This window comes from Spirosoma jeollabukense (assembly GCF_054777855.1).
On sequence record NZ_BAAHAD010000003.1, the window covers coordinates 435,065 to 455,282 of the forward strand.

Here is a 20,218-nt window from a genome sequence, read left to right on the forward strand (position 1 = left end):
ACCTGCTCAAAATTACAACTTTTGGCTATTTTTGTGCGTACTCGCCCAAATCCAATGCTGGCAACTAAGCAACTCACGTTTGAATACGGCCCTTCGAAACAGTTTTCGTTTCCAGATGTACACTGTGCTAATCGGGAATCTCTCCTGATTCTGGGCCGATCCGGAACCGGGAAAACTACTTTTCTGCATTTACTGGCCTTACTGCTACGTCCTAAAAGTGGCTCCGTCGTGATTGGTCAGACTGACCTGACGCAACTAAGTGCGGCTGAAACCGCTGCCTTCCGGGCCAAGCACCTGGGTATTGTGTATCAAAAACCGCACTTTGTCAGTGCGCTGTCAGTGCTGGATAACTTATTGCTGTCAAATTACTTAGCCAACAAGCCACAGGATAAAAATCGGGCTCGTGAATTAGCCGCACAACTTGGCTTTAGTGAGCAGTTAGGAAAAAAAACGCATCAACTCAGCCAGGGTGAACAGCAGCGCGTCAGTATCGCCCGGGCCGTTATGAACCAGCCCGATGTTATTCTGGCCGATGAGCCAACGTCCAGTCTTGACGATGAGAATACGGGCCGCGTTGTTACGTTGCTGCGCGAACAATCTGAGCAAATTGGGGCCAGTCTGATTGTGGTTACGCATGATCAGCGGCTAAAAGACGTCATTCAAAATCGGGTTGCTTTGTAAATTTTTGTCATGCTGGAACGCCAGCCCGGTAACGAAGGAAGCATCTTCGTTGACAGCAGTTTACCCTAGCCACTGAAGATGCTTCCTTCGTTACCGGGCTGGCGTTCCAGCATGACAAAAAATGAACAAACTCTTACTCATATTCCTATTGGTTCCAACGCTTCTCTTCGCGCAGAATCGGAAGAAAAAGGATTACCTCGTTACCTTAACTACGCAGTTCGGTCCTATGAAACTCGTGCTGTACGATCAGACGCCGAAGCACAAGGAGAATTTCATCAAACTCGTTAATCAGAAATTTTACGATAGTCTACTGTTTCATCGAATTATTCCACTCTTTATGATTCAGGGGGGCGACCCAAACTCACGTAAAGCGCAGGAAGATCAGCCACTGGGAAATGGAAGCGTCGGCGAACGGATTCCGGCTGAGTTTGTGCCAACGCTTTTCCATAAGAAAGGGGCATTGGCAGCTGCCCGCGACAACAACCCCGAGAAAGCATCGAGCCCCAATCAGTTTTACATTGTGCAGGGGCGCGTTTGGGACAATGAGGGTTTTCAGAAACAACTCCAGCGTCTCGAAAGCATGAAAGGACGCATGCCAACCGATGAGCAGAAAAAGGTGTACCAAACGCTGGGAGGCTCGCCCCATCTGGATGGCAATTACACGGTCTTTGGTGAAGTTATTGATGGGTTGGCAATTATAGATAGCGTTGCCAAACAACCTCGTAATGAGATGGATCGTCCGATAAAAGACGTCCGCATGACGATGACTGGCGATTGGGTGAAAAAAAAGAAGATTACAAAACAGTACGGATATAAATTTTAGTCAACAGTCAATAGTTGTTAGTCGATAACATTCCCCGCCGGCTAATAACTATCGACCAATGACTATCGACTTTTATGAAACGCATTCTTATTACCGGCGCCAATGGGCTGCTAGGTCAGAAATTAGTTGGATTGCTTACCAAGCAGCCCGACGTCGAATTAATTGCTACAGCCCGTGGCGATAACCGTCTGCCGTTTTCGGAAGGGTATACGTATCGGTCGATGGACATTACTGACCGTCAGCAGGTGCTGGAGGTGATTAAAGAGGTACAACCTAACGTGGTCATCCACGGTGCGGCCATGACCGATGTGGATAAGTGTGAAACACAGAAAGACGCCTGCTGGGCACAAAACGTTCACGCTGTCGAATACATCATCGACGCGTGCCGGGCTACGAACGCTTTCCTACTGCACGTATCGACTGACTTTATTTTCGACGGGGCGGCTGGTCCTTATGACGAAACCGCCGAAGCCAATCCGATCAGTTTTTATGGCTGGAGTAAGCAGGCTGGCGAATCGGCGGTTATTCACTCAGATATACGTTGGGCTATTGCCCGGACGGTGCTTGTATATGGTATTGCGCATGATATGAGCCGTAGCAACATCATTTTGTGGGTCAAAAAGTCGCTCGAAGATGGTAAAAATATCAAGGTCGTAACCGATCAATGGCGTAGCCCAACACTGGCTGAAGATCTGGCCATGGGCTGCTACCTGATTGCCGATAAAGAAGCGGAAGGCATTTTCAATATTTCAGGGAAAGAAGTGCTGACGCCTTACGAGATGGCTATCAAAACCGCCGATTATTTTGGGCTCGATAAATCCCTGATTGCGCAGGCTGATTCATCTACGTTTACGCAGGTAGCCCGTCGTCCACCGCGTACCGGCTTCATTTTAGATAAATCGAAGTCCGTATTGGGTTATGATCCGCATTCGTTTGAAGAGGGTATTGCCATATTGGCTGATCAGTTGAAATAACGTAGCGGCTATGAGCCAAGTGAAAATTTATGGCGTGCGAGAGCATCTGTTGCCCATTCGGGATCAACTGTCTGATGTGATTCACTCGTGTGTAGTAGATGCCTTGCAATTTCCGGCCGACAAGCGGGCACATCGTTTTTTTCATCTGGAGAAGGCCGATTTCTTCATGCCCGCTACGGCCTCGGAACGCTACGTTATTCTGGAGTTTATGATGATGGAAGGACGTAGCGTTGAGACAAAAAAACGCCTGATTCACCTGCTGTATGAACGTATCTGTACTCAGCTTAATCTTGCTAATACTGACCTCGAAATCTGCATTCAGGAAAGTCCACTTCATAACTGGGGTTTTCGCGGCATGACGGGCGACGAAATAAAGCTGAGTTATAAAATCAATGTCTAAACTGTGACGCTTCATCTGAAAGCTAAGCCCGGTAGTAAAGTGGATCAGTTGTTCTACGATGCTGCCGGACAGCTAAACGCAAAAATCAAAGCACCAGCGCAGGACGGTAAAGCCAATGCTTATCTGGTTGAGTTTCTGGCCGGACAATTTGGTATTGCCAAGTCGAGCGTAACGATTGTCGCGGGGTTTACGAATCCCTATAAGCGAATTGATATTACCGCCGATGAAAGAGCTATATTATTGATTTTGGAAAGGCTACGTTAGATGCCTGTACGCTGGTGTCGCGATACAAATCCCTTATAAAAAGAGTCAGTCCTGATTTTGGACTGACTCTTTTTTTTGTTTTTATATTTTCAGTTGCCGGCAACTCTAACCAACTCAATCCACCAATCAGGTAGTCAGTAGATTAAAACAATCATATTGTTTTGTTAAATATTGTATTTATCGTAGAATATTAAAAATTATTTAGGGATTTATTAGTGATACTTGACTATACCTAAATTCTAGCTCTCTGCTCAATGAACGCACGAACTACCGATGAGGATCTGGTCTGTTTTCTTAAAGAGGATAGTCAGAAAGCCTTTGAGGAGATATACAATCGCTATTGGTACAAATTACTTTGTGTAGCCTACCACGAAACGGGCAGTCGTGAAGATGCCGAAGAACTGGTGCATGATTTATTCGAGAGCCTTTGGAATAAGCGTCATCAGGCCATAATCCGGCATCTTAGCTCGTACCTGGTTGTGTCAATCAAGCATCTGGTAACCAATTATATAAAGTCTAAAATTACCCATCGTCGCTACCAGGAATACTTGATTCTTCATGAATTGCATCAGTCGGACTCAACTGATGAAACCGTCAATTTCTCCGATTTGTCGAAAGCGGTCGAGGAAGTCATGAAGAAACTACCGGAGAAAACCTGCGAGGTATTTACACTAAGCCGCTTCGAAAATAAGCCCGTGAAAGATATTGCCCGCCAACTCAGTCTGTCCGAGAAAGCCGTTGAATACCACATCACAAAGTCCCTCCGCGTCCTGCAGCAGCAACTCAAAGTCTATCATTCGGATAACTGATTCGAGCAAACTCACAATCGCATGAACCAGTACGATTTCGATAAATTAATGGAAAAATACCTGGCTGGCCAGAGCAGCCCGGAAGAAGAAACGCTCATTCGTGAATGGGCGGATAATAAACTGGCGCAAAGTAATCTTAGCCTTAGTCAACCTGAGCAGCAAGCGATTCAAAAACGAATCTGGACCAGCATTCACCGGGACACACTGAGTCAGCAGTCAGTCATTATTCGCTATGGGTGGCTTCGAATTAGTGCGGTGGCGGCCTCGATTCTATTGGTCATCATAAGTGGCCTGTTCATCTGGAAGCAGCAAGCCGCGAAACGCAGTGAACTGGCCGTCGCCAGCAGGCGAGAAGAGCTAAAAGGGACGATCAACGTCAAAAATACATCCCAAAAGCCACAGAAAATTCCTCTGAAAGATGGAAGTTATATTGTCTTGAAAGCCCAGAGCACCCTCAGCTATCCTGAACATTTTGGCGAGAAAACGCGGCAGGTTTATTTACAGGGAGAAGCCTTTTTCGACGTCAAAAAAGATCCGGCCCGGCCGTTCATAGTGCATACGGGTAATCTGGTAACGCAGGTATTGGGAACCAGTTTTACGGTAAAATCATACGAGGCTGCCAAAACTATCGAAGTGCTGGTCAGCAGAGGACGCGTATCGGTTTATGAGGCTTCGGAAAAAGCGTCTCAGGGACGTAACGGTGTTATCCTGATCCCCAATCAGAAAATCACGTTCGACAAAGCATCGCAGAAACTTATTCCCAGCCTTGTCGAGACGCCCAGTCTGGTTCAGCCTCCCGAAATCCGAACGAGTTTTGTGTTCGACCGAGCCCCACTTGATCAGGTACTTACTACGTTACGAAAAGCTTACGGCATTGAGTTTGTTGTCGAAAGTCCGTCGCTAAGCCGCTGTGTTTTTAACGGCGACCTAAACGATTTACCACTGTATGTCCAACTCGATTTGGTCTGTAAATCGGTGAACGCTCGCTACGAAAGGCGGGGAACTACGCTCTTTATTACGGGCGAAGGATGTCCAGATTAAAATATCTTAATATGCCAAGCGCACACTTAACAGTCCGGTAATATGGCTACCCCTACTTTTGCGGCATCAACGAAAAACTGCCTCTGAGCGCTAACAGGCCAGTTAATGGTCATCTAAATGCCAAGTTCTACTCTTTCTTTTTATGAAACCTTTATGATTATGATGGGAAGTATACACTTAAAAAAGGGTATGTTTTACGCCATGAAGACAACGATTGTGCAGTTAGTTGTAGCTGCTATCTTCTGTGGCCTGTCTTTCGCCCGTGACACCCATGCTCAGGAAATTCTTAACAAAGAAATTTCGCTGAAAATGGAATCCGCCGAAGTGTGGAAAATACTGAATCGACTCGAAAAGCAGGCTGATATCAAGTTTGTCTACAGCGCCAACAGCATTCGGGCCGAACAAAAAATGTCAGTCAACGTATCGAATGGGAAACTGTCGAAAGTGCTGGACGATCTGCTAACACCACTCAAGGTTTCGTATGAGGTGGTAGGCTCCCGGATTTTGCTACGTAAGAAAACACTCGAAACCTCGTTTTTGCCGTCGATCAATACGGTAACGTTGCCCACTATGGCTAATGCCGATCAGACTGTTTCGGGTACTATTAGCGATGAAAAAGGGGAAGTTCTGCCGGGCGTGAGTGTGGTCGTAAAAGGCACGCAGCGCGGTACAACCACTGATGCCAAGGGCCAGTACCGAATTACGGTTCCGAACGGGTCTGCTACATTGATTTTCTCGTTTGTGGGGTATTTGTCGCAGGAAGTTTTGGTTGGTAATCAGTCCGTTTTCAGCGTAACGCTGAAAACGGACTCCAAATCGCTGGAAGAGGTGATTGTGGTGGGATACGGAACGCAGAAGAAGGTTAACCTAACCGGTGCCGTCGATCAGGTGACCAGCGAAGTACTCGACAATCGTTCCTTGCCGAACCTAAGCCAGGGTCTGCAGGGTACTATTCCGAACCTGAATTTAGTGATGGGCGATGGTAAGCCAACGCAATCACCTACCTACAATATTCGCGGTACTACGTCCATTGGTCAGGGTGGGAGCGCGTTGGTGCTCATTGATGGGGTTGAAGGTGATCCGAGCCGTCTGAATCCGAATGACGTGGCAACGGTATCAGTCCTGAAAGATGCGGCTTCGGCGGCTATTTACGGTGCCAGAGGGGCTTTCGGGGTAGTGTTGATCACAACGAAAAGTCCGACGAAAGACCGTACAAGCATTACGTATTCGGTCAATCATTCGATTAAAAGTCCTACAACGGTTCCCAAGTACGTAACGAACGGCTACCTGTTTGCCAAGAATTTTAACGAAGGGTGGTCGGCCTGGAACGATTACGCGCAGACACCCCAGAACATCAATAAAACGGTGAAATTCTCACCTGCCTACTTGACGGAACTGGAGCGCCGGAATAACGACCCCTCGTTGCCAAAAACGGTCGTTGATCCAACCACGGGTGAGTATGTTTATTACGAAAATACGGACTGGTACAGCGAACTCTACAAAAAGAGCACGAGCGCTACCGAGCACAATCTCTCTTTGTCGGGGAGCAGCGGCAAAGCTGACTTTTACGTAACGGGCCGTTATTATACACAGGACGGCATTTTCAAGTACAATTCTGATGATTACAAACTCCTGAGTCTGCGCGCCAAAGGCTCCATCCAGCTTTATCCGTGGTTGAAAGTGTCGAACAATGCCGATTTCTCGTCCATGAAATACCATAATCCACTGAACGTTGGCGAGGGCGGCAGCATCTGGCGGAACATTTCGGATGAAGGCCATACAGTTGCGCCGATGTTCAACCCCGATGGAACACTCACGTATTCAGCAGCTTATACGGTAGGTGATTTCTGGTATGGCAAAAACGGCATTAATATGGATCGGCGGGTGTTCCGGAACACGGCCGATTTTGCGACTAATTTCTTCGACGACAAACTGCGTATCAAAGGCAATTTTACCTTTCAAACGACTGATAACAACGAATCCCGTACGCGCGTGCCGGTGCCTTATAGTCGCAAACCGGGCGTTATCGAATACGTTGGCACGAACTACAATGACCTACAGAATCTGTACCGGCAAACGCTTTATACCGCCACCAACATCTATGCGGAATATGAGCCTCGGTTTAGTCCGAACCACTACGTTAAAGTACTGGCCGGGTATAACTACGAACAGTCGAATTACCGACGGTTAGAAGTCGTTCGAAATGGCCTGATTTACGAAAACGCGCAGGACCTTAACCTGGCACTGGGCCAATCGATAACGACGAGTGGCGGTTCGGAGAAGTGGGCCATTGTCGGTGGGTTTTATCGCTTAAACTACTCATTCAAAGATCGTTACCTGCTCGAACTCAACGGTCGTTATGATGGATCGTCGAAGTTCCCTTCCGATCAACGGTATGCGTTCTTCCCCTCCGTTTCAGCCGGTTGGCGCGTCTCGAACGAGCCATTCTGGAAAGTATCCCCCAAAGTTATTACGGATCTGAAAATCAGAGGTTCCTATGGTTCATTGGGTAATGGTAGTATTGCATCCTATGCGTTTCAGGAGCAATTCGGTATTTCGCAGTTGAACCGGGTGGAAAATGGTGTTAAACCGCAGAAAACCAGTCAGCCGACAGTTATTCCCGATGGCCTTACCTGGGAAACATCCACTACGTCGGATCTTGGCATCGATCTCGGTATGCTGAACAACCGGCTGACGTTCACGGGAGATGCGTACATACGTACCACAAAAGGCATGTTCACAACGGGTATGACACTTCCCGCCGTTTTCGGGACGGATGTGCCTAAGGGTAACTATGCTGACCTGACGACAAAAGGGTGGGAGGCCGTTGTGACCTGGCGGGATAAATTCAACATATCCAGTAAGCCCTTTAATTATGAAGTTCGCTTTACTATGTCTGATTACCAGGCGACTATCGATAGCTACAACAACCCAACCAAGCGCTTAACGACGGACAACTCAACGTATTACGTTGGACAAAAGCTGGGCGAAATCTGGGGATACGAAACGGCTGGCTATTTCACCTCTACCGATGACATTGCCAAGTCGCCTAAACAGAATTTGTTTAAAGCATCTAATACGGGCCAGTTGTTGCCGGGCGATATTAAGTTCAGAGACCTTAATGGCGACGGCGTTATCAGTTATGGCGATAACACGGTGGGTAATCCCGGCGACCGGCGGATTATCGGGAACTCTACGCCCCGCTATACATATGGCGTTATGCTGGGAGCTGACTACAACAATTTCTTCTTCTCGGCTTTCTTTCAGGGGGTAGCCAAGCAGGATTGGTGGCCGGGTTCGGAAGCGGGAATTTTCTGGGGACAGTATAACCGCCCGTATAACAAGCTGCCGGAGTGGCAGTTGGGAAATATCTGGTCGGAAAGCAATCCGGATGCTTACCTGCCTCGCTACCGCGGGTACGTAGCGCAGAACAGCGCTGGTGAACTGGCTCAGCCACAAACGAAATACCTTCAGAACGCGGCCTATCTTCGGATGAAGAACATTCAAATTGGCTACAACTTGCCTAAAACCTTAATCCGGAAAGTGGGCATGAACAGCGCTCGTGTATTTGTATCGGGCGAAAACCTGTTGAGCTGGTCTCCACTCTACAAAATCACAAGGGATTTGGACATTGAAAATATTGGTCGCTCCGACACGGTGTTGAATCCGCCATCCAGCACCAGCCCCGATCCGAATAATGGCAGTAGCGGAAACGGGAATAATTACCCAATTCTGAAAAGTTTCACGATGGGCCTATCTGCCACTTTTTAACCTGAAAACAGAACGATCATGAACACAAAATATAGCTGGCTCCTCCTGATTGGCCTTTTTCTGGTTGGCTGCAGCGATCTGGAGCAAATTCCTCAATCAACGGCGTCGAAGGATGCCGTATTTGGCAGCGTTGGGGGGCTGGATTTATACACCAACTCATTTTACGATACGCCGGCTAATAACGGTATCGGTGTTTTACCCACGGGCAACGATATTATCCGGAGCGACGAGATGGCCGACTTTTCGGTAAGAACGCAAATTCCCGACTTTTTGCGGGATGGTGCGTATGGACCTCAACAAAGTAATGGCTGGGATTGGAAAGCGCTGCGAAACATCAATTATTTCATTGCTAACTGCACAAACCCCGTCATTCCGGTCGAAACGCGTCGGCATTATATTGGTCTGGCCAAGTTTTTCAGAGCCTGGTTTTACTTCGATAAGGTGAAACGATTTGGTGATGTGCCCTGGATTGGCAAAGCAATGAGCGTTACGGACCCGGATTTGTTCAATGGGCGCGACCCGCGGGCTATGGTCATGGATTCGGTGCTGGCCGATCTAAACTATGCAACGGAAAACATACGTACCACAACCGACAACACACGTAGCTTAATTACTAAATCGGTGGCTTACGGCTTTAAATCGCGGGTTTGCTTGTTCGAAGGTACATTTCGGAAATATCGAACGAGCTATAATCTGGGCAGTACTGCCGATAAGTGGCTGACCGAAGCCGTGAACGCAGCCAGTAAAGTGATGACCGAAGGTGGTTATAGCCTCAACGAGACGGGCGGCACCGACAAATCGTATCGGCAACTGTTTATCAATACAACGCCCGTTACCAATGAGATTATGCTATCGGCCGTTTCCGACGCTACGTTAGCTGTCTACAACGACGCCAACTGGTGGTGGACCAGTGCTACGTATGGATCACGGGTAAGCTTGATCAGAACGTTTGTCAACACGTATCTAAACATCGACGGTACGCCCTTTACCGACAAAGCAGGCTATCAGACACTGACCTTCATGGACGAAGTGAAGAACCGTGACAAGCGCCTGCAACAAACCATTCGGATGGGGAACTACACCCGTACGAACGCTGGGGCTACCGAAGCTGCCCCGCCGGTTTTCTCCTATACCTATACGGGTTATATGCCCATCAAATGGTCGCTGGACGATACGTATTACGACGGTGGAACGCGCAATATCAACTCCATTTCAACCATGCGGTATGCCGAAATCTTGCTGAATTACGCCGAAGCCAAAGCCGAACTTGGTACCTTGACGAATGACGATTGGGCCAAAACAGTCGGTGCTTTACGGAAACGAGCGGGCATTACAGCGGGTTTGTCTGTCAAGCCGACGGTTGTTGATACGTATCTGAAAACGAATTACTTCCCCGATATTTCAGATCCGGTATTGCTGGAAGTTCGTCGTGAGCGGGGTATTGAGCTGGTGCTGGAAGGCTTCCGTTTTTCGGATATTATTCGCTGGAATCGCGGTCCGCTGATGGAGCAGGTTTGGAATGGTTTCTATGTGCCGGCCCTAGACAAACCGCTTGATTTGAATGAAGATGGCAAAAACGATGTCGTGTTCTATAAAGTTAAACCGGCTACGCAATTACCAGGCGTTACCTATGTTAGCGTCGCTGAAACAGTTAACGGCGTCGTAAATCCCCAACGACTCAAAAACGATACGTATGGCGAATTAACCTGGCTGGCGAATATTCCCCGAAAATGGAATGATAAATTTTACCTCTATCCCATTCCGACCAATGACATACAGTTAAATCCTAAGCTGGGCCAGAACCCCGGCTGGTAGAATGAGTCTGTTTTGTGATTTATTGGTTTAGATAGGTCGTAAAACATTAACGTTTAAACTCAACTAAAATGCGCGTATTGATTTTTCTAATGCTAGGTAGTTTGCTGATTAACGAGGTCACATTTGCCCAAAAAACCGAACCGATAACCGTTGCTACGTATAACCTTCGCTATGACAATAAAGGCGACGGCATCAACGCCTGGCCGAATCGGAAGGAAAATGTCAAGGCGCTGATCCGGTTTCATGACTTCGACTTGTTTGGAACGCAGGAGGCACTCAGAAATCAATTGAATGACGTAGCGGAATTAACGGAATTCGCTTTTTTGGGTGCTGGTCGCGATGATGGCAAAGAAGCAGGTGAACATTCGGCGATTTTCTACCGGAAAGACCGCTTTAAACCACTTCAATCGGGCAATTTCTGGTTGAGCGAAACACCCGACAAACCCGGTAAAGGCTGGGATGCGACCTGCTGCAACCGAATCTGTTCCTGGGCTAAGTTTAACGATCTGAAAACAAAGAAAGAGTTTTACTTTTTCAGTGTTCACTTCGATCACCAGGGCGTTGAAGCGCGTCGGCAATCAGGGAAATTGATGGTAGCAAAAATCAAAGAGATCGCGAAAAATGAGCCGGTTATTCTGGTGGGAGATTTTAATTCGACCCCCGAAACCGAGCAAATCCAAACCATCCAGACATTGCTGAGCGACGCCCACAACGTAACGGCAACTCCGCCCTACGGTCCCGAAGGAACATTTAACAGCTTCAAGTTCGATGCGCCGATGGATAAACGTATCGACTACATCTTTGTGAGCAAGCAGTTCAATGTACTTAAATACGGCGTCTTGACCGATGCCAAAGAGCAGCGTTATCCATCTGATCACCAGCCCGTGGATGTAAAAGTAGTTCTTAAATAATGACAGCTGAAGACGAATAAAAAAAGCGATGAGAGAGTCTCATCGCTTTTTTTGTGAATTAGGAGTTTGTCATGCTGACCGGTCCGTCGGTGCGGCAGGAAGCGTCTCAAGCTGTCCAAACAAACCTGTTAAGAAAACTTATGATGCTTCCTGCCGCACCGGCGGACCAGTCAGTATGACAAAAAATAACTTATTCAGACCGCGACGAAGATACCTTTGACGCTGAAGACTTCTCTTTCTCAACAACTTTCTTCACTGCTTCCCGCTGGTCATCGCGTACGGTTGGGTATTTGATGCCCAACTGCTCCAGGTAGTTTTTGTACTTGGATGGGTCGTAGTAAAACTTCTCCAACTTGGGCTTAAACTCAGCCATAATCTTCTTATTTAGATAGATGGCTGGTTGCTCTTTGGGGGAAATCAACGGTTCATATTTGATGTCTTTCGTCTGCTCGTCTTTGTAATACGCCCAGGCATCTTTAATGAGTTCGGGTTTGAGCAGCAAATCCAGCAAGGTCATAGCTTCTGCTTTGGCGCCGTAGACAACGCCTTTGTGAGCGATGGGCGTCGCCATGGAGATAGCATTGGCCCAGTGGTGACCGGGTAGTCCTGGAATGTTACTGGGGTAACGTAGCACGATAGTGGGCAGCGACCAGGAGATGTCGGCGATGTCATCGGAGCCTCCGCCCATGGGCGTCATGGCCTGGCCACCCATCATCACGACAGGTGCCGACGAAGTAGGCATGCCCATCGAATCCAGCTTCGTTGCCAGGCCTTCAGTTTTGGGTGCCTGAAGCTCTATCTGAGAGGCTCTGGCCAGCAACTGATCTTCTTCTGACCAGGTTGGTAAACCTACCTTTTTGATATTGTCATAGGCTGCGGCTGCCATCACTTTGTTGGTGTGCACAGGCCAGGCCGATCCCAGAATCTCGTACGTGAATTTGGTGTCCGTCATTAAGGCGGCACCTTCGGCTATTTTAACCCCCGTTTCAAACAGTTTTTTAATTTTTGGGTACGTCCGCTCCCGGAAATAATACCAGACGGCAGCTTTGGAAGGTACTACGTTCGGCTGGTCGCCCCCGTCAGAAATGACGTAGTGCGAGCGCTGGGTGAGTTCGAGGTGTTCACGCCGAAAGTTCCAGCCAATATTCATAAGCTCGACCGCGTCCAGCGCGCTACGTCCCCGCCAGGGCGCACCTGCTGCGTGAGCCGCCTGCCCTTCAAAGTTGAATCGTACCGATACCAGCCCATTATTGCCATTGTCACCCCAGGAAACGCCAAGGTTGTTCCCTACGTGAGTGAAAATACAGGCGTCCACATCCTTAAAGTAACCATCCCGGACGTAGAACGCTTTAGTGCCTACAAGCTCTTCGGCTACGCCCGGCCAGAGCATCAATGTACCGGGAATCTTCTCCCGCTCCATCAGTTTCTTCACGGCTAAAACGGCCACAATATTGAGTGCCTGGCCTGAGTTATGCCCTTCGCCATGACCGGGAGCCCCTTCAACGATAGGATCTTTGTAAGCCACGCCGGGTTTCTGGCTGGCTTTAGGAATGCAGTCAATATCGGATCCGACCGCAATAAGCGGTTTGCCTGACCCCCAGGTAGCAATCCAGGCAGTAGGAATTCCAGCAATGCCTTTCTTTACCGTAAACCCTTCTTTTTCGAGTAATGTCGTCAGGTATTTAAATGACTCTTCCTCCTGAAACCCCAGTTCAGCGAAGCTGAAAAGCATGTCGTTGATCTGCTGCGCCTGCACCGCATTCGCTTCGACGGCAGCAACAGCTTCAGCCTTGAGCTTGTCAATTTTATCTGAACCAGTCTTAGCCGCTTTTTTAGCCTGGCCAAAGAGTAGGGCAGGCGCTATAAAGAGCGCTATTAGTAGATTTGTACAGTTTTTCATTGATAATGCCAAATTTTATAAGGATGATTGGGTAATTTGCTTGCTAAAGATACGGCTAAAACCGGTGGCATAATTTGTTTGTACCGAAAAAAACACCCTTTTGGGCTCTCTTCCCGTTGGTAATGATCAGCAGGATTATGATTTCATAGTTTCAATATAGGCATTAATGGCTTCTGCAATTCTTACTGAGTTGTCCATAGAAAGAAGGACTTTGGTTAACACGCTTATGTTGTGGAATCGGAGTCGCCGACGAAGAAGAAGTACCCATATTTGGGCGATATTCACTACTTTTGCGGCCAAGTTTTCGTATCGTTTTCAATCGTTTATACCTTAGTCAAATGGAAAAAATTAAAGTGGCAAATCCGGTTGTCGAACTGGATGGCGACGAAATGACCCGTATCATCTGGAAGTTCATCAAAGACAAGCTGATTCTGCCTTACGTTGACGTTGACATTAAATACTATGATCTTGGCATCGAGTACCGCGACGAAACCAACGACCAGGTAACGATTGATGCGGCCAACGCTATTAAACAATACGGTGTTGGTATCAAATGCGCCACCATTACGCCCGACGAAGACCGAGTTAAAGAGTTCAATCTTAAGCAGATGTGGAAGTCGCCGAACGGCACGATCCGCAATATTCTGGATGGAACGGTATTCCGCGAGCCGATTGTGATGAGCAACGTACCACGTTTGGTGATTAACTGGAAAGCGCCGATCATCGTGGGTCGTCACGCCTTTGGTGATCAGTATCGTGCAACGGATTTTCTGGTGCCTGGTAAAGGTAAACTGACCATGAAATTCGAAGGTGAAGACGGAACCGTACAGGAATACGAGGTGTACAATTTCCAGGGCCCGGGTGTGGCTATGGGTATGTATAACGTCGATGAGTCGATTCGTGGGTTTGCTCAGGCTTGTTTCAACATGGCGCTGCAAAAAGGCTGGCCGCTCTATCTATCGACTAAGAACACAATTCTGAAAAAATACGACGGTCGTTTCAAGGATATTTTTCAGGAAATTTACGACGCTGAATTCAAAGCAAAAGGCGTTCATTATGAGCACCGTCTGATCGACGACATGGTTGCCTCGGCCCTGAAATGGGAAGGTAACTTTGTTTGGGCTTGTAAAAACTATGACGGCGACGTGCAGTCGGACACCGTAGCGCAGGGCTTTGGTTCACTGGGTCTGATGACGTCGGTGCTCGTTACGCCCGATGGCCAGACGATGGAAGCCGAAGCGGCTCACGGCACCGTAACGCGCCACTACCGCGAATACCAGAAAGGAAATAAAACTAGTACTAACCCAATTGCCTCTATTTACGCCTGGACACGTGGTTTGGCTTTCCGGGGTAAACTGGATGGCAACCAGCAACTGATCGACTTCGCTAATGCGTTGGAAGCGGTTTGTGTAGAAACCGTAGAAAGCGGCATCATGACAAAAGACCTGGCGCTGTCGGCTTATCCTGTCGGTACGAAGCTGACGGCTGGTGAGCAGTACGTTAACACCGAGGAGTTCCTCGAAGCGCTGAATATAAATCTGAAAGCGAAACTATCCTGAACCTGGATTTATTTGATTTGACGGATTGGGTTGATTTTTTGTTGATTGATTTCTCTTGAAGAATCAGGTCAATCCGTCAAATCAAATAATCCAGGTTCAGCTAAAGTGCCGCTCATAGTAGGGCGGCACTTTTATTTTCTTTACCTCCAAAACTCTTACTGTCTTATGAAACACCTTATTACGTTCGTGGCTCTGACGCTATTGTCTGTCACGACATACGCCCACAATTTTAACAGCGAACCTCCCACAAAAAAGATGAAAGCTACCACCGTACAGCATATCGTGCTTTTCAAGTTCAAGCCCGAAACAACGCCCGCGAAGCTGAAGGAAATCTTGGATGCCTTTCAAGCGCTTCCATCAAAAATTAAAGAAATTAAGGACTTAAAATGGGGTACAAATAATAGCCCTGAAAATCACGCGCACGGCTTGACGCATGGGTTTGTGCTGACATTCGACTCCGAAAAAGATCGTGACGCTTACTTGCCTCATCCTGCTCATAAAGAGTTTGGTACGATTGTTGGCCCATGGATAGCCGATTTGACGGTCCTGGATTTTACGGATCAAGCTAAATAAGCTTCAGGAAGGTATAAATTGACTAAAGCCTCCCATCGATAACAGTAAATTCGTTGTCGATGGGAGGCTTTATGCTACGTATTCATGTCCTATTTCACCGTAGTCTCGGCTGGAACGCTGCCTGGCAGTAACCCTTTGCGTTTCAGCAGCGCATCCGTGAAGCGCAGGTCGTTATCACTGGTGAAAATGTTAAACGGTAGGTACAAAAACTGTGCTTTGGCCAAGCCTTTCGTTACAATCTTAGCGATCCAGCTGGCTTTTACATTTGCCATGGCCTCGGCGTTGTCCAGAAATAAGATGTAGGCATCTTTATCTTTGATGACACTGTTAATCTGGTTCCATTTCAGAATGCCGCCTTCTTTAGCGTTAATCCGCATGAGAATCTGACGGCTGTCAATTTCATACACATACTTCTGAAATAAGGCTTTGCTCTGCTCCATTTGGGCAATACCCGTAATCTGTACAGCCCAGAATAAAACATACAAAATCGTGAGCAGCACAATAACGATGTAAATCCAGTAATTAGGATATACTTTCGTCAGGCTCAGAATGACGTTCAGAATAATCAGAGCCAACGGCACAAATGCCCATTTCCAGTTGTCTTTCACCCACTGCCTTAGGGCGATGTTGATATACGTTTTTTGGTCTAACGCGTATTTTTTGGTCTTAACAATCATAGTTACTTCTACATGAACAGACAAAGATACAGCGATTTAGAATCCATGCTGTATGATATTGGCGGTATGATGTATTTCATTGCCTAACAGCTTTTTCTCATCTTTACGTAGTCAATTCGTTTTTCGATCAGTTCATGAACACCGGCCTGCCGACGCTTATCCTGAATGCTGAACAAATTCGCCAGAAAATCAGGCGGATAGCGTTTCAGATTTACGAGAATAATTTTGAAGAACCCGCCCTGCTACTGGCTGGCATATCGGGAGAAGGTTACGTACTGGCGCAGGCTTTAGCGCGTGAATTACAAACGATTGCTCCGTTTTCGGTCGATCTGATTCAACTTGACCTGGATAAAACACAGCGAGCCCAGCCACCCGTTCGACCCGATCGCGCTATGAATGACTATACCGATACAGTCGTTATTGTTGTCGACGATGTATTATATACGGGCCGCACCCTAGCCTTTAGTTTGCAACCATTTCTGAAGGTGCCCGTCCGTAAATTACAGGTGGCTGTTTTGATTGATCGGAATCATCCACGCTATCCGGTTGCGGCCGACTACAAAGGCTACGAACTCAGCACAACGCTAACGGAACATGTTGACGTAGTGCTGAGCGATGAAAATCGGATGGGTGTGTATCTGAGGTAGATAGAAGGTAAATTCTTAGTTCGCCATTTTATGCTTTTGTACCGCGAATCAGGCTAATGCCCGAAAAGAAGAAAATACCGCCTAAAATTATATAGACAAACGACGCCTGAGACACTCCACCTTTCGTAAAATCGATTCCTCCGTAAATTAGGCCAACCAAGCCGATCAGCGTTAGGATAATACCGAATACACTTTTGACATTCATAAATCGAGTTTTTAGTATCAGTGAATACATAACTATTCTACGCTCATATCTTCTTGAACTTTGCTGATTTTATTCCTCGGCTTATTCCAGTAACACCATAATATCTTCCTTCGTGAGTGATTTCATGAAGTTCTCTTCCGTGGTAATCAAGCTGCCCGCAAGTTGTTGCTTGGCTCGTTGCAGCGACAGGATTTTTTCTTCGACGGTATTTTTGGCGATGAATTTGTAGGTAAACACCGTCTTATCCTGCCCAATGCGGTGGGCTCGGTCAACAGCCTGAGCCTCGATGGCAGGGTTCCACCAAGGATCCAGAATAAACACGTAGTCGGCGGCTGTAAGGTTATGACCTAAGCCGCCTGCCTTCAACGAAATCAGGAATAATTTTACCGATTCGTCGGTTTGGAACAGTTTAACCTGGCTCTGCCGGTCGATGGTTGATCCGTCCAGATAAGCGTACTTAATATTTTTTTCTTTCAAGTATTGCCGAACTACACTTAAATGTTTGATAAACTGGCTGAATAACAGAACTTTGTGGTTTTCGATAATGGCGCTATCTAATCGAATCAATACGTCGTCCAGCTTGCCTGAGTCGCCCTCATAGTCAGCATCCACCATGCGCGGGTGATTGGCAATCTGCCGCAACTTGGTCAAACCCTGCAACACGATCATTTGCGACTTCGCCATCCCAGATTCCTCGATATGTTCCAGAATTAGATTTCGGTAATACGATTTGGCTTCTTCGTATTGTTTCTCCTGATCAGGTGTCATTTCTGAATACAAGACACTTTCTACCTTCGCCGGCAAATCAGTGGCCACCTGCGCCTTATTGCGCCGAAGCATAAAAGGTTTGATCAAACTGTAGAGTCTTGCCGTTTTAGAATCGTCGTGTCGCTTTTCAATGGGTATCTGAAATTCATTTCTGAAAAATGCCTGATTGCCTAACAAACCAGGATTAATGAAAGACATTTGCGACCAAAGGTCCATCGTACTGTTTTCGAGCGGAGTACCGGTGAGAATAAGCCGGTATGCCGTATTCAGTTGCATAACGGCCTTGGTGATGTGCGACGATGGATTTTTGATTGCCTGCGATTCATCCAGAATGACGTAGTTAAACCGATAACTGCTCAACAGGTCAATGTCAATTCGTACGATACCATATGATGTCAGAATCAGGTCGTAGTCGTCGAACTGGGCCATATTCTTGTCGCGATACGTACCCGTATACACCATCACGCGCAGGTCGGGCGTAAATTTTTTGGCTTCTAACTCCCAGTTGTAGAGCAGAGATGTTGGCATAACCAGCAGGCTTGGCTCCAGTATACCCGCTTCTTTCTGACCCTGAAGCATAGCCAGCGTCATTACGGTTTTTCCCAGTCCCATGTCGTCGGCTAAACAACCCCCGAAGTGATATTGCCTCAGGAAATTCATCCAGTCATACCCTGCGTGCTGGTAGGGACGTAGGGTTCCGTTGAAATGGGCGGGTAACGGAAAGGATTCGATTTCTTCAAAATTCCGTAATCCTTCCAGTTTGCGCGTAATAACCGTTGTCGCCAGATTGTCGCGTTCCAGTTCCTGAACCAGTGCGAGATGATGCTTTTGCAGCACCAGTTGTCCATCAGCGTCGAGGCTATCGATTTGTTCTATAAACCCGAAGAGTTCTGAATATTTGGAGAACCAGGCATCCGGAATAACGGCAATCTCGCCGTTGGGCAATGTGAACTCGTGCTTTTTGTTGAGGATAAGCTTTCGGAGTTTCAAAAACGGAATGTCGAACTCACCAAAGCGAACATGCGCATAAATATCAAACCAGTCGCGACCTTCCTGAATCGATACGTTGATCGTCGAATAGCCTAGAAAATATCGTTTCGTGTCCTGTGCATCCTGCTGAATGACAAAGCCTGTTTCCCGAATTTGATTCCCATTTGTCGAGAGCCAGGAAAAAGCTTCTGCTTTTGAGAGCGCCAGTTGACCATTGCGCAGATCAAGCCCTGTTTCACGTAGCAACGCCAGCTTTTGCCGTTCCAACCGTTGGTCCCTGCGAATTTTGTGAAAAATATACTCGTCGTTCTTCTTTTCGAGACTTACATTGGCCGATGTCCCAAAACTGTCGAAGTGAAACATAAAATCACCATATTTAAACGACAGATCGAACATAATACGCTGGCTTGCGTCTGCATCTTTATCGGCTAGATCAGCTACGGCGGTGCCATTCTGATGGATTGCGGCTGGTACTAAGCGACTCGGCTGAACCATCTCCGAAACCGTTAGCACAGGCATTGGCTCCAGGACTTCGGACCGAATCTCGAATCCGTTTGCGTAGACATCGTATGAGGCAATGAGTTGGGTTACAAACCGTTCGTAGTATTGCTGTTCAATATTGCGCGGAATGACAATGTGGTTTTTCGTGAAGAATGGGCGCAATTTTTTACCATCTACATTTTTGCTAAAATGGTATAATCGATGGCCTACCATCATGTAGGCAGGCTCATCACAAATCATCAGTGCATCTTTAAATTGAAAGACTACGCGTTCTGTTTCGCCAGCTTCACGTGGACCGACTGGATAACGGATAATCGGGAAATAGTGCGTAGAGTCGGTATTCCGAACGAAGTGAAAATGGACCTTCGCTGGTTCTGGCATCCAGATGATAGATTCCCAGGCTGGGTTGCCGTCATTGCCCATAATGTAAAAAGGTTTGCCAGGCAGCAACCCCATAATCTGAGCTTTTATATGCTCCAGATAACCACCAATGGCTTCCTGCACAAGCTTGTCGCCTTTCTGTGGATCGTATACTTTTAGGAAGAAATCAACGGCGGGCAATTTCCTAGTATTGAACTTTTTAACGATCGTATCCTGCTGAATACTATCGATGAGTTTAACCAGTTCAAAATCACGCTCATCTAAGCCCTTGGCAAACTCTCCAACGTTTTGCGTAGAGAGTGTCTGGTTCTGCAGGGTAAGCTCCCCCCGGCTATTACGCTGTACGACGAAAGCCTCGATTAAGTAACCCAGAAACTCGTGATCCAGCAAGGAATACACGATTTGAAACGGTTGCAACGGCGAAACTTTCATAAGGACTGTACCATTCTAACCCACTTATTTCGGGAGTCGGCAGAACGGCTGGCGAGGTGAACAATGTTAGGAAACTGGCTGGACAAGGGGGTTGCA

At 47.3% G+C, this 20,218-nt stretch carries 17 protein-coding genes; 13 read left to right on the plus strand and 4 right to left on the minus strand.

Annotated features, from left to right (window positions below; genetic code table 11):
* Nucleotides 1-54 precede the first annotated feature (54 nt).
* The 10 genes from ACYVEA_RS15910 to ACYVEA_RS15955 all read left to right on the plus strand — a co-directional run bounded on the left by ACYVEA_RS15910 (nucleotide 55) and on the right by ACYVEA_RS15955 (nucleotide 11,489).
* Nucleotides 55-681 (plus strand): ABC transporter ATP-binding protein, encoded by a 627-nt coding sequence (locus ACYVEA_RS15910; protein ID WP_461114430.1) that lies wholly within the window; start codon nucleotides 55-57, stop codon nucleotides 679-681.
* Nucleotides 682-802: 121 nt separating this feature from the next.
* The gene (locus ACYVEA_RS15915; RefSeq protein ID WP_461114431.1) at nucleotides 803-1,504 is read left to right on the plus strand and encodes a peptidylprolyl isomerase; all 702 of its coding nucleotides are present in this window, start codon (nucleotides 803-805) and stop codon (nucleotides 1,502-1,504) included.
* 74 nt (nucleotides 1,505-1,578) lie between these two features.
* The gene (locus ACYVEA_RS15920) at nucleotides 1,579-2,478 is read left to right on the plus strand and encodes an SDR family oxidoreductase (RefSeq protein WP_461114432.1); all 900 of its coding nucleotides are present in this window, start codon (nucleotides 1,579-1,581) and stop codon (nucleotides 2,476-2,478) included.
* Nucleotides 2,479-2,488: 10 nt separating this feature from the next.
* Nucleotides 2,489-2,878, plus strand: coding sequence for a tautomerase family protein (locus ACYVEA_RS15925; RefSeq protein ID WP_461114433.1), 390 nt, complete (start codon nucleotides 2,489-2,491; stop codon nucleotides 2,876-2,878).
* A 3-nt stretch (nucleotides 2,879-2,881) separates the two neighbouring features.
* Nucleotides 2,882-3,142 (plus strand): DUF167 domain-containing protein, encoded by a 261-nt coding sequence (locus ACYVEA_RS15930; RefSeq protein ID WP_461114434.1) that lies wholly within the window; start codon nucleotides 2,882-2,884, stop codon nucleotides 3,140-3,142.
* Nucleotides 3,143-3,396: 254 nt separating this feature from the next.
* Nucleotides 3,397-3,951 carry an RNA polymerase sigma-70 factor gene (locus ACYVEA_RS15935; RefSeq protein ID WP_461114435.1) on the plus strand — a complete coding sequence of 185 codons (555 nt, stop codon included), beginning with the start codon at nucleotides 3,397-3,399 and terminating at the stop codon, nucleotides 3,949-3,951.
* A 21-nt stretch (nucleotides 3,952-3,972) separates the two neighbouring features.
* The gene (locus ACYVEA_RS15940) at nucleotides 3,973-4,992 is read left to right on the plus strand and encodes a FecR family protein (protein ID WP_461114436.1); all 1,020 of its coding nucleotides are present in this window, start codon (nucleotides 3,973-3,975) and stop codon (nucleotides 4,990-4,992) included.
* Nucleotides 4,993-5,193: 201 nt separating this feature from the next.
* Nucleotides 5,194-8,763 carry a TonB-dependent receptor gene (locus ACYVEA_RS15945; RefSeq protein WP_461114437.1) on the plus strand — a complete coding sequence of 1,190 codons (3,570 nt, stop codon included), beginning with the start codon at nucleotides 5,194-5,196 and terminating at the stop codon, nucleotides 8,761-8,763.
* Between the two features lie 18 nt (nucleotides 8,764-8,781).
* Nucleotides 8,782-10,578 carry a RagB/SusD family nutrient uptake outer membrane protein gene (locus ACYVEA_RS15950; protein WP_461114438.1) on the plus strand — a complete coding sequence of 599 codons (1,797 nt, stop codon included), beginning with the start codon at nucleotides 8,782-8,784 and terminating at the stop codon, nucleotides 10,576-10,578.
* Between the two features lie 68 nt (nucleotides 10,579-10,646).
* Nucleotides 10,647-11,489 (plus strand): endonuclease/exonuclease/phosphatase family protein, encoded by an 843-nt coding sequence (locus tag ACYVEA_RS15955; RefSeq protein WP_461114439.1) that lies wholly within the window; start codon nucleotides 10,647-10,649, stop codon nucleotides 11,487-11,489.
* A gap of 190 nt (nucleotides 11,490-11,679) precedes the next feature.
* On the opposite strand, the gene ACYVEA_RS15960 is transcribed toward ACYVEA_RS15955, so the two are convergent.
* Complete coding sequence (locus tag ACYVEA_RS15960) at nucleotides 11,680-13,389, minus strand: amidohydrolase (protein WP_461114440.1); 1,710 nt, start codon at nucleotides 13,387-13,389, stop codon at nucleotides 11,680-11,682.
* A 338-nt stretch (nucleotides 13,390-13,727) separates the two neighbouring features.
* On the opposite strand from ACYVEA_RS15960, the gene ACYVEA_RS15965 reads away from it, so the two are divergent.
* Nucleotides 13,728-14,948, plus strand: a complete 1,221-nt coding sequence (locus ACYVEA_RS15965) for an NADP-dependent isocitrate dehydrogenase (RefSeq protein WP_461114441.1) — start codon at nucleotides 13,728-13,730, stop codon at nucleotides 14,946-14,948.
* A 165-nt stretch (nucleotides 14,949-15,113) separates the two neighbouring features.
* Nucleotides 15,114-15,521, plus strand: a complete 408-nt coding sequence (locus ACYVEA_RS15970; protein WP_461114442.1) for a Dabb family protein — start codon at nucleotides 15,114-15,116, stop codon at nucleotides 15,519-15,521.
* A gap of 89 nt (nucleotides 15,522-15,610) precedes the next feature.
* Here ACYVEA_RS15970 and ACYVEA_RS15975 read toward each other — a convergent pair whose 3' ends face one another.
* Nucleotides 15,611-16,198, minus strand: a complete 588-nt coding sequence (locus ACYVEA_RS15975) for a YcxB family protein (protein WP_461114443.1) — start codon at nucleotides 16,196-16,198, stop codon at nucleotides 15,611-15,613.
* Nucleotides 16,199-16,332: 134 nt separating this feature from the next.
* Here ACYVEA_RS15975 and ACYVEA_RS15980 point away from each other — a divergent pair, with 134 nt between their 5' ends.
* On the plus strand, nucleotides 16,333-16,845 hold the full coding sequence (locus ACYVEA_RS15980; RefSeq protein ID WP_461114444.1) for a phosphoribosyltransferase family protein: 513 nt from the start codon (nucleotides 16,333-16,335) through the stop codon (nucleotides 16,843-16,845).
* Nucleotides 16,846-16,873: 28 nt separating this feature from the next.
* Here the strand turns inward: ACYVEA_RS15980 and ACYVEA_RS15985 are convergent, their stop codons facing one another.
* Together ACYVEA_RS15985 and ACYVEA_RS15990 are read right to left on the minus strand one after the other, a co-directional pair.
* Nucleotides 16,874-17,050 (minus strand): hypothetical protein, encoded by a 177-nt coding sequence (locus ACYVEA_RS15985; RefSeq protein ID WP_461114445.1) that lies wholly within the window; start codon nucleotides 17,048-17,050, stop codon nucleotides 16,874-16,876.
* A gap of 81 nt (nucleotides 17,051-17,131) precedes the next feature.
* On the minus strand, nucleotides 17,132-20,122 hold the full coding sequence (locus ACYVEA_RS15990; RefSeq protein ID WP_461114446.1) for a DEAD/DEAH box helicase: 2,991 nt from the start codon (nucleotides 20,120-20,122) through the stop codon (nucleotides 17,132-17,134).
* Between the last annotated feature and the right edge of the window lie 96 nt (nucleotides 20,123-20,218).

Coding starts and splice junctions, on each gene's coding strand:
- ACYVEA_RS15935 (WP_461114435.1), top strand. CDS start 3,397: ATGAACGCACGAACTACCGATGAGGATCTGGTCTGTTTTCTTAAAGAG.
- ACYVEA_RS15940 (WP_461114436.1), top strand. CDS start 3,973: ATGAACCAGTACGATTTCGATAAATTAATGGAAAAATACCTGGCTGGC.
- ACYVEA_RS15960 (WP_461114440.1), bottom strand. CDS start 13,389: ATGAAAAACTGTACAAATCTACTAATAGCGCTCTTTATAGCGCCTGCC.
- ACYVEA_RS15955 (WP_461114439.1), top strand. CDS start 10,647: ATGCGCGTATTGATTTTTCTAATGCTAGGTAGTTTGCTGATTAACGAG.
- ACYVEA_RS15910 (WP_461114430.1), top strand. CDS start 55: ATGCTGGCAACTAAGCAACTCACGTTTGAATACGGCCCTTCGAAACAG.
- ACYVEA_RS15985 (WP_461114445.1), bottom strand. CDS start 17,050: ATGAATGTCAAAAGTGTATTCGGTATTATCCTAACGCTGATCGGCTTG.
- ACYVEA_RS15965 (WP_461114441.1), top strand. CDS start 13,728: ATGGAAAAAATTAAAGTGGCAAATCCGGTTGTCGAACTGGATGGCGAC.
- ACYVEA_RS15945 (WP_461114437.1), top strand. CDS start 5,194: ATGAAGACAACGATTGTGCAGTTAGTTGTAGCTGCTATCTTCTGTGGC.
- ACYVEA_RS15980 (WP_461114444.1), top strand. CDS start 16,333: ATGAACACCGGCCTGCCGACGCTTATCCTGAATGCTGAACAAATTCGC.
- ACYVEA_RS15920 (WP_461114432.1), top strand. CDS start 1,579: ATGAAACGCATTCTTATTACCGGCGCCAATGGGCTGCTAGGTCAGAAA.
- ACYVEA_RS15915 (WP_461114431.1), top strand. CDS start 803: ATGAACAAACTCTTACTCATATTCCTATTGGTTCCAACGCTTCTCTTC.
- ACYVEA_RS15970 (WP_461114442.1), top strand. CDS start 15,114: ATGAAACACCTTATTACGTTCGTGGCTCTGACGCTATTGTCTGTCACG.
- ACYVEA_RS15990 (WP_461114446.1), bottom strand. CDS start 20,122: ATGAAAGTTTCGCCGTTGCAACCGTTTCAAATCGTGTATTCCTTGCTG.
- ACYVEA_RS15950 (WP_461114438.1), top strand. CDS start 8,782: ATGAACACAAAATATAGCTGGCTCCTCCTGATTGGCCTTTTTCTGGTT.
- ACYVEA_RS15925 (WP_461114433.1), top strand. CDS start 2,489: ATGAGCCAAGTGAAAATTTATGGCGTGCGAGAGCATCTGTTGCCCATT.
- ACYVEA_RS15975 (WP_461114443.1), bottom strand. CDS start 16,198: ATGATTGTTAAGACCAAAAAATACGCGTTAGACCAAAAAACGTATATC.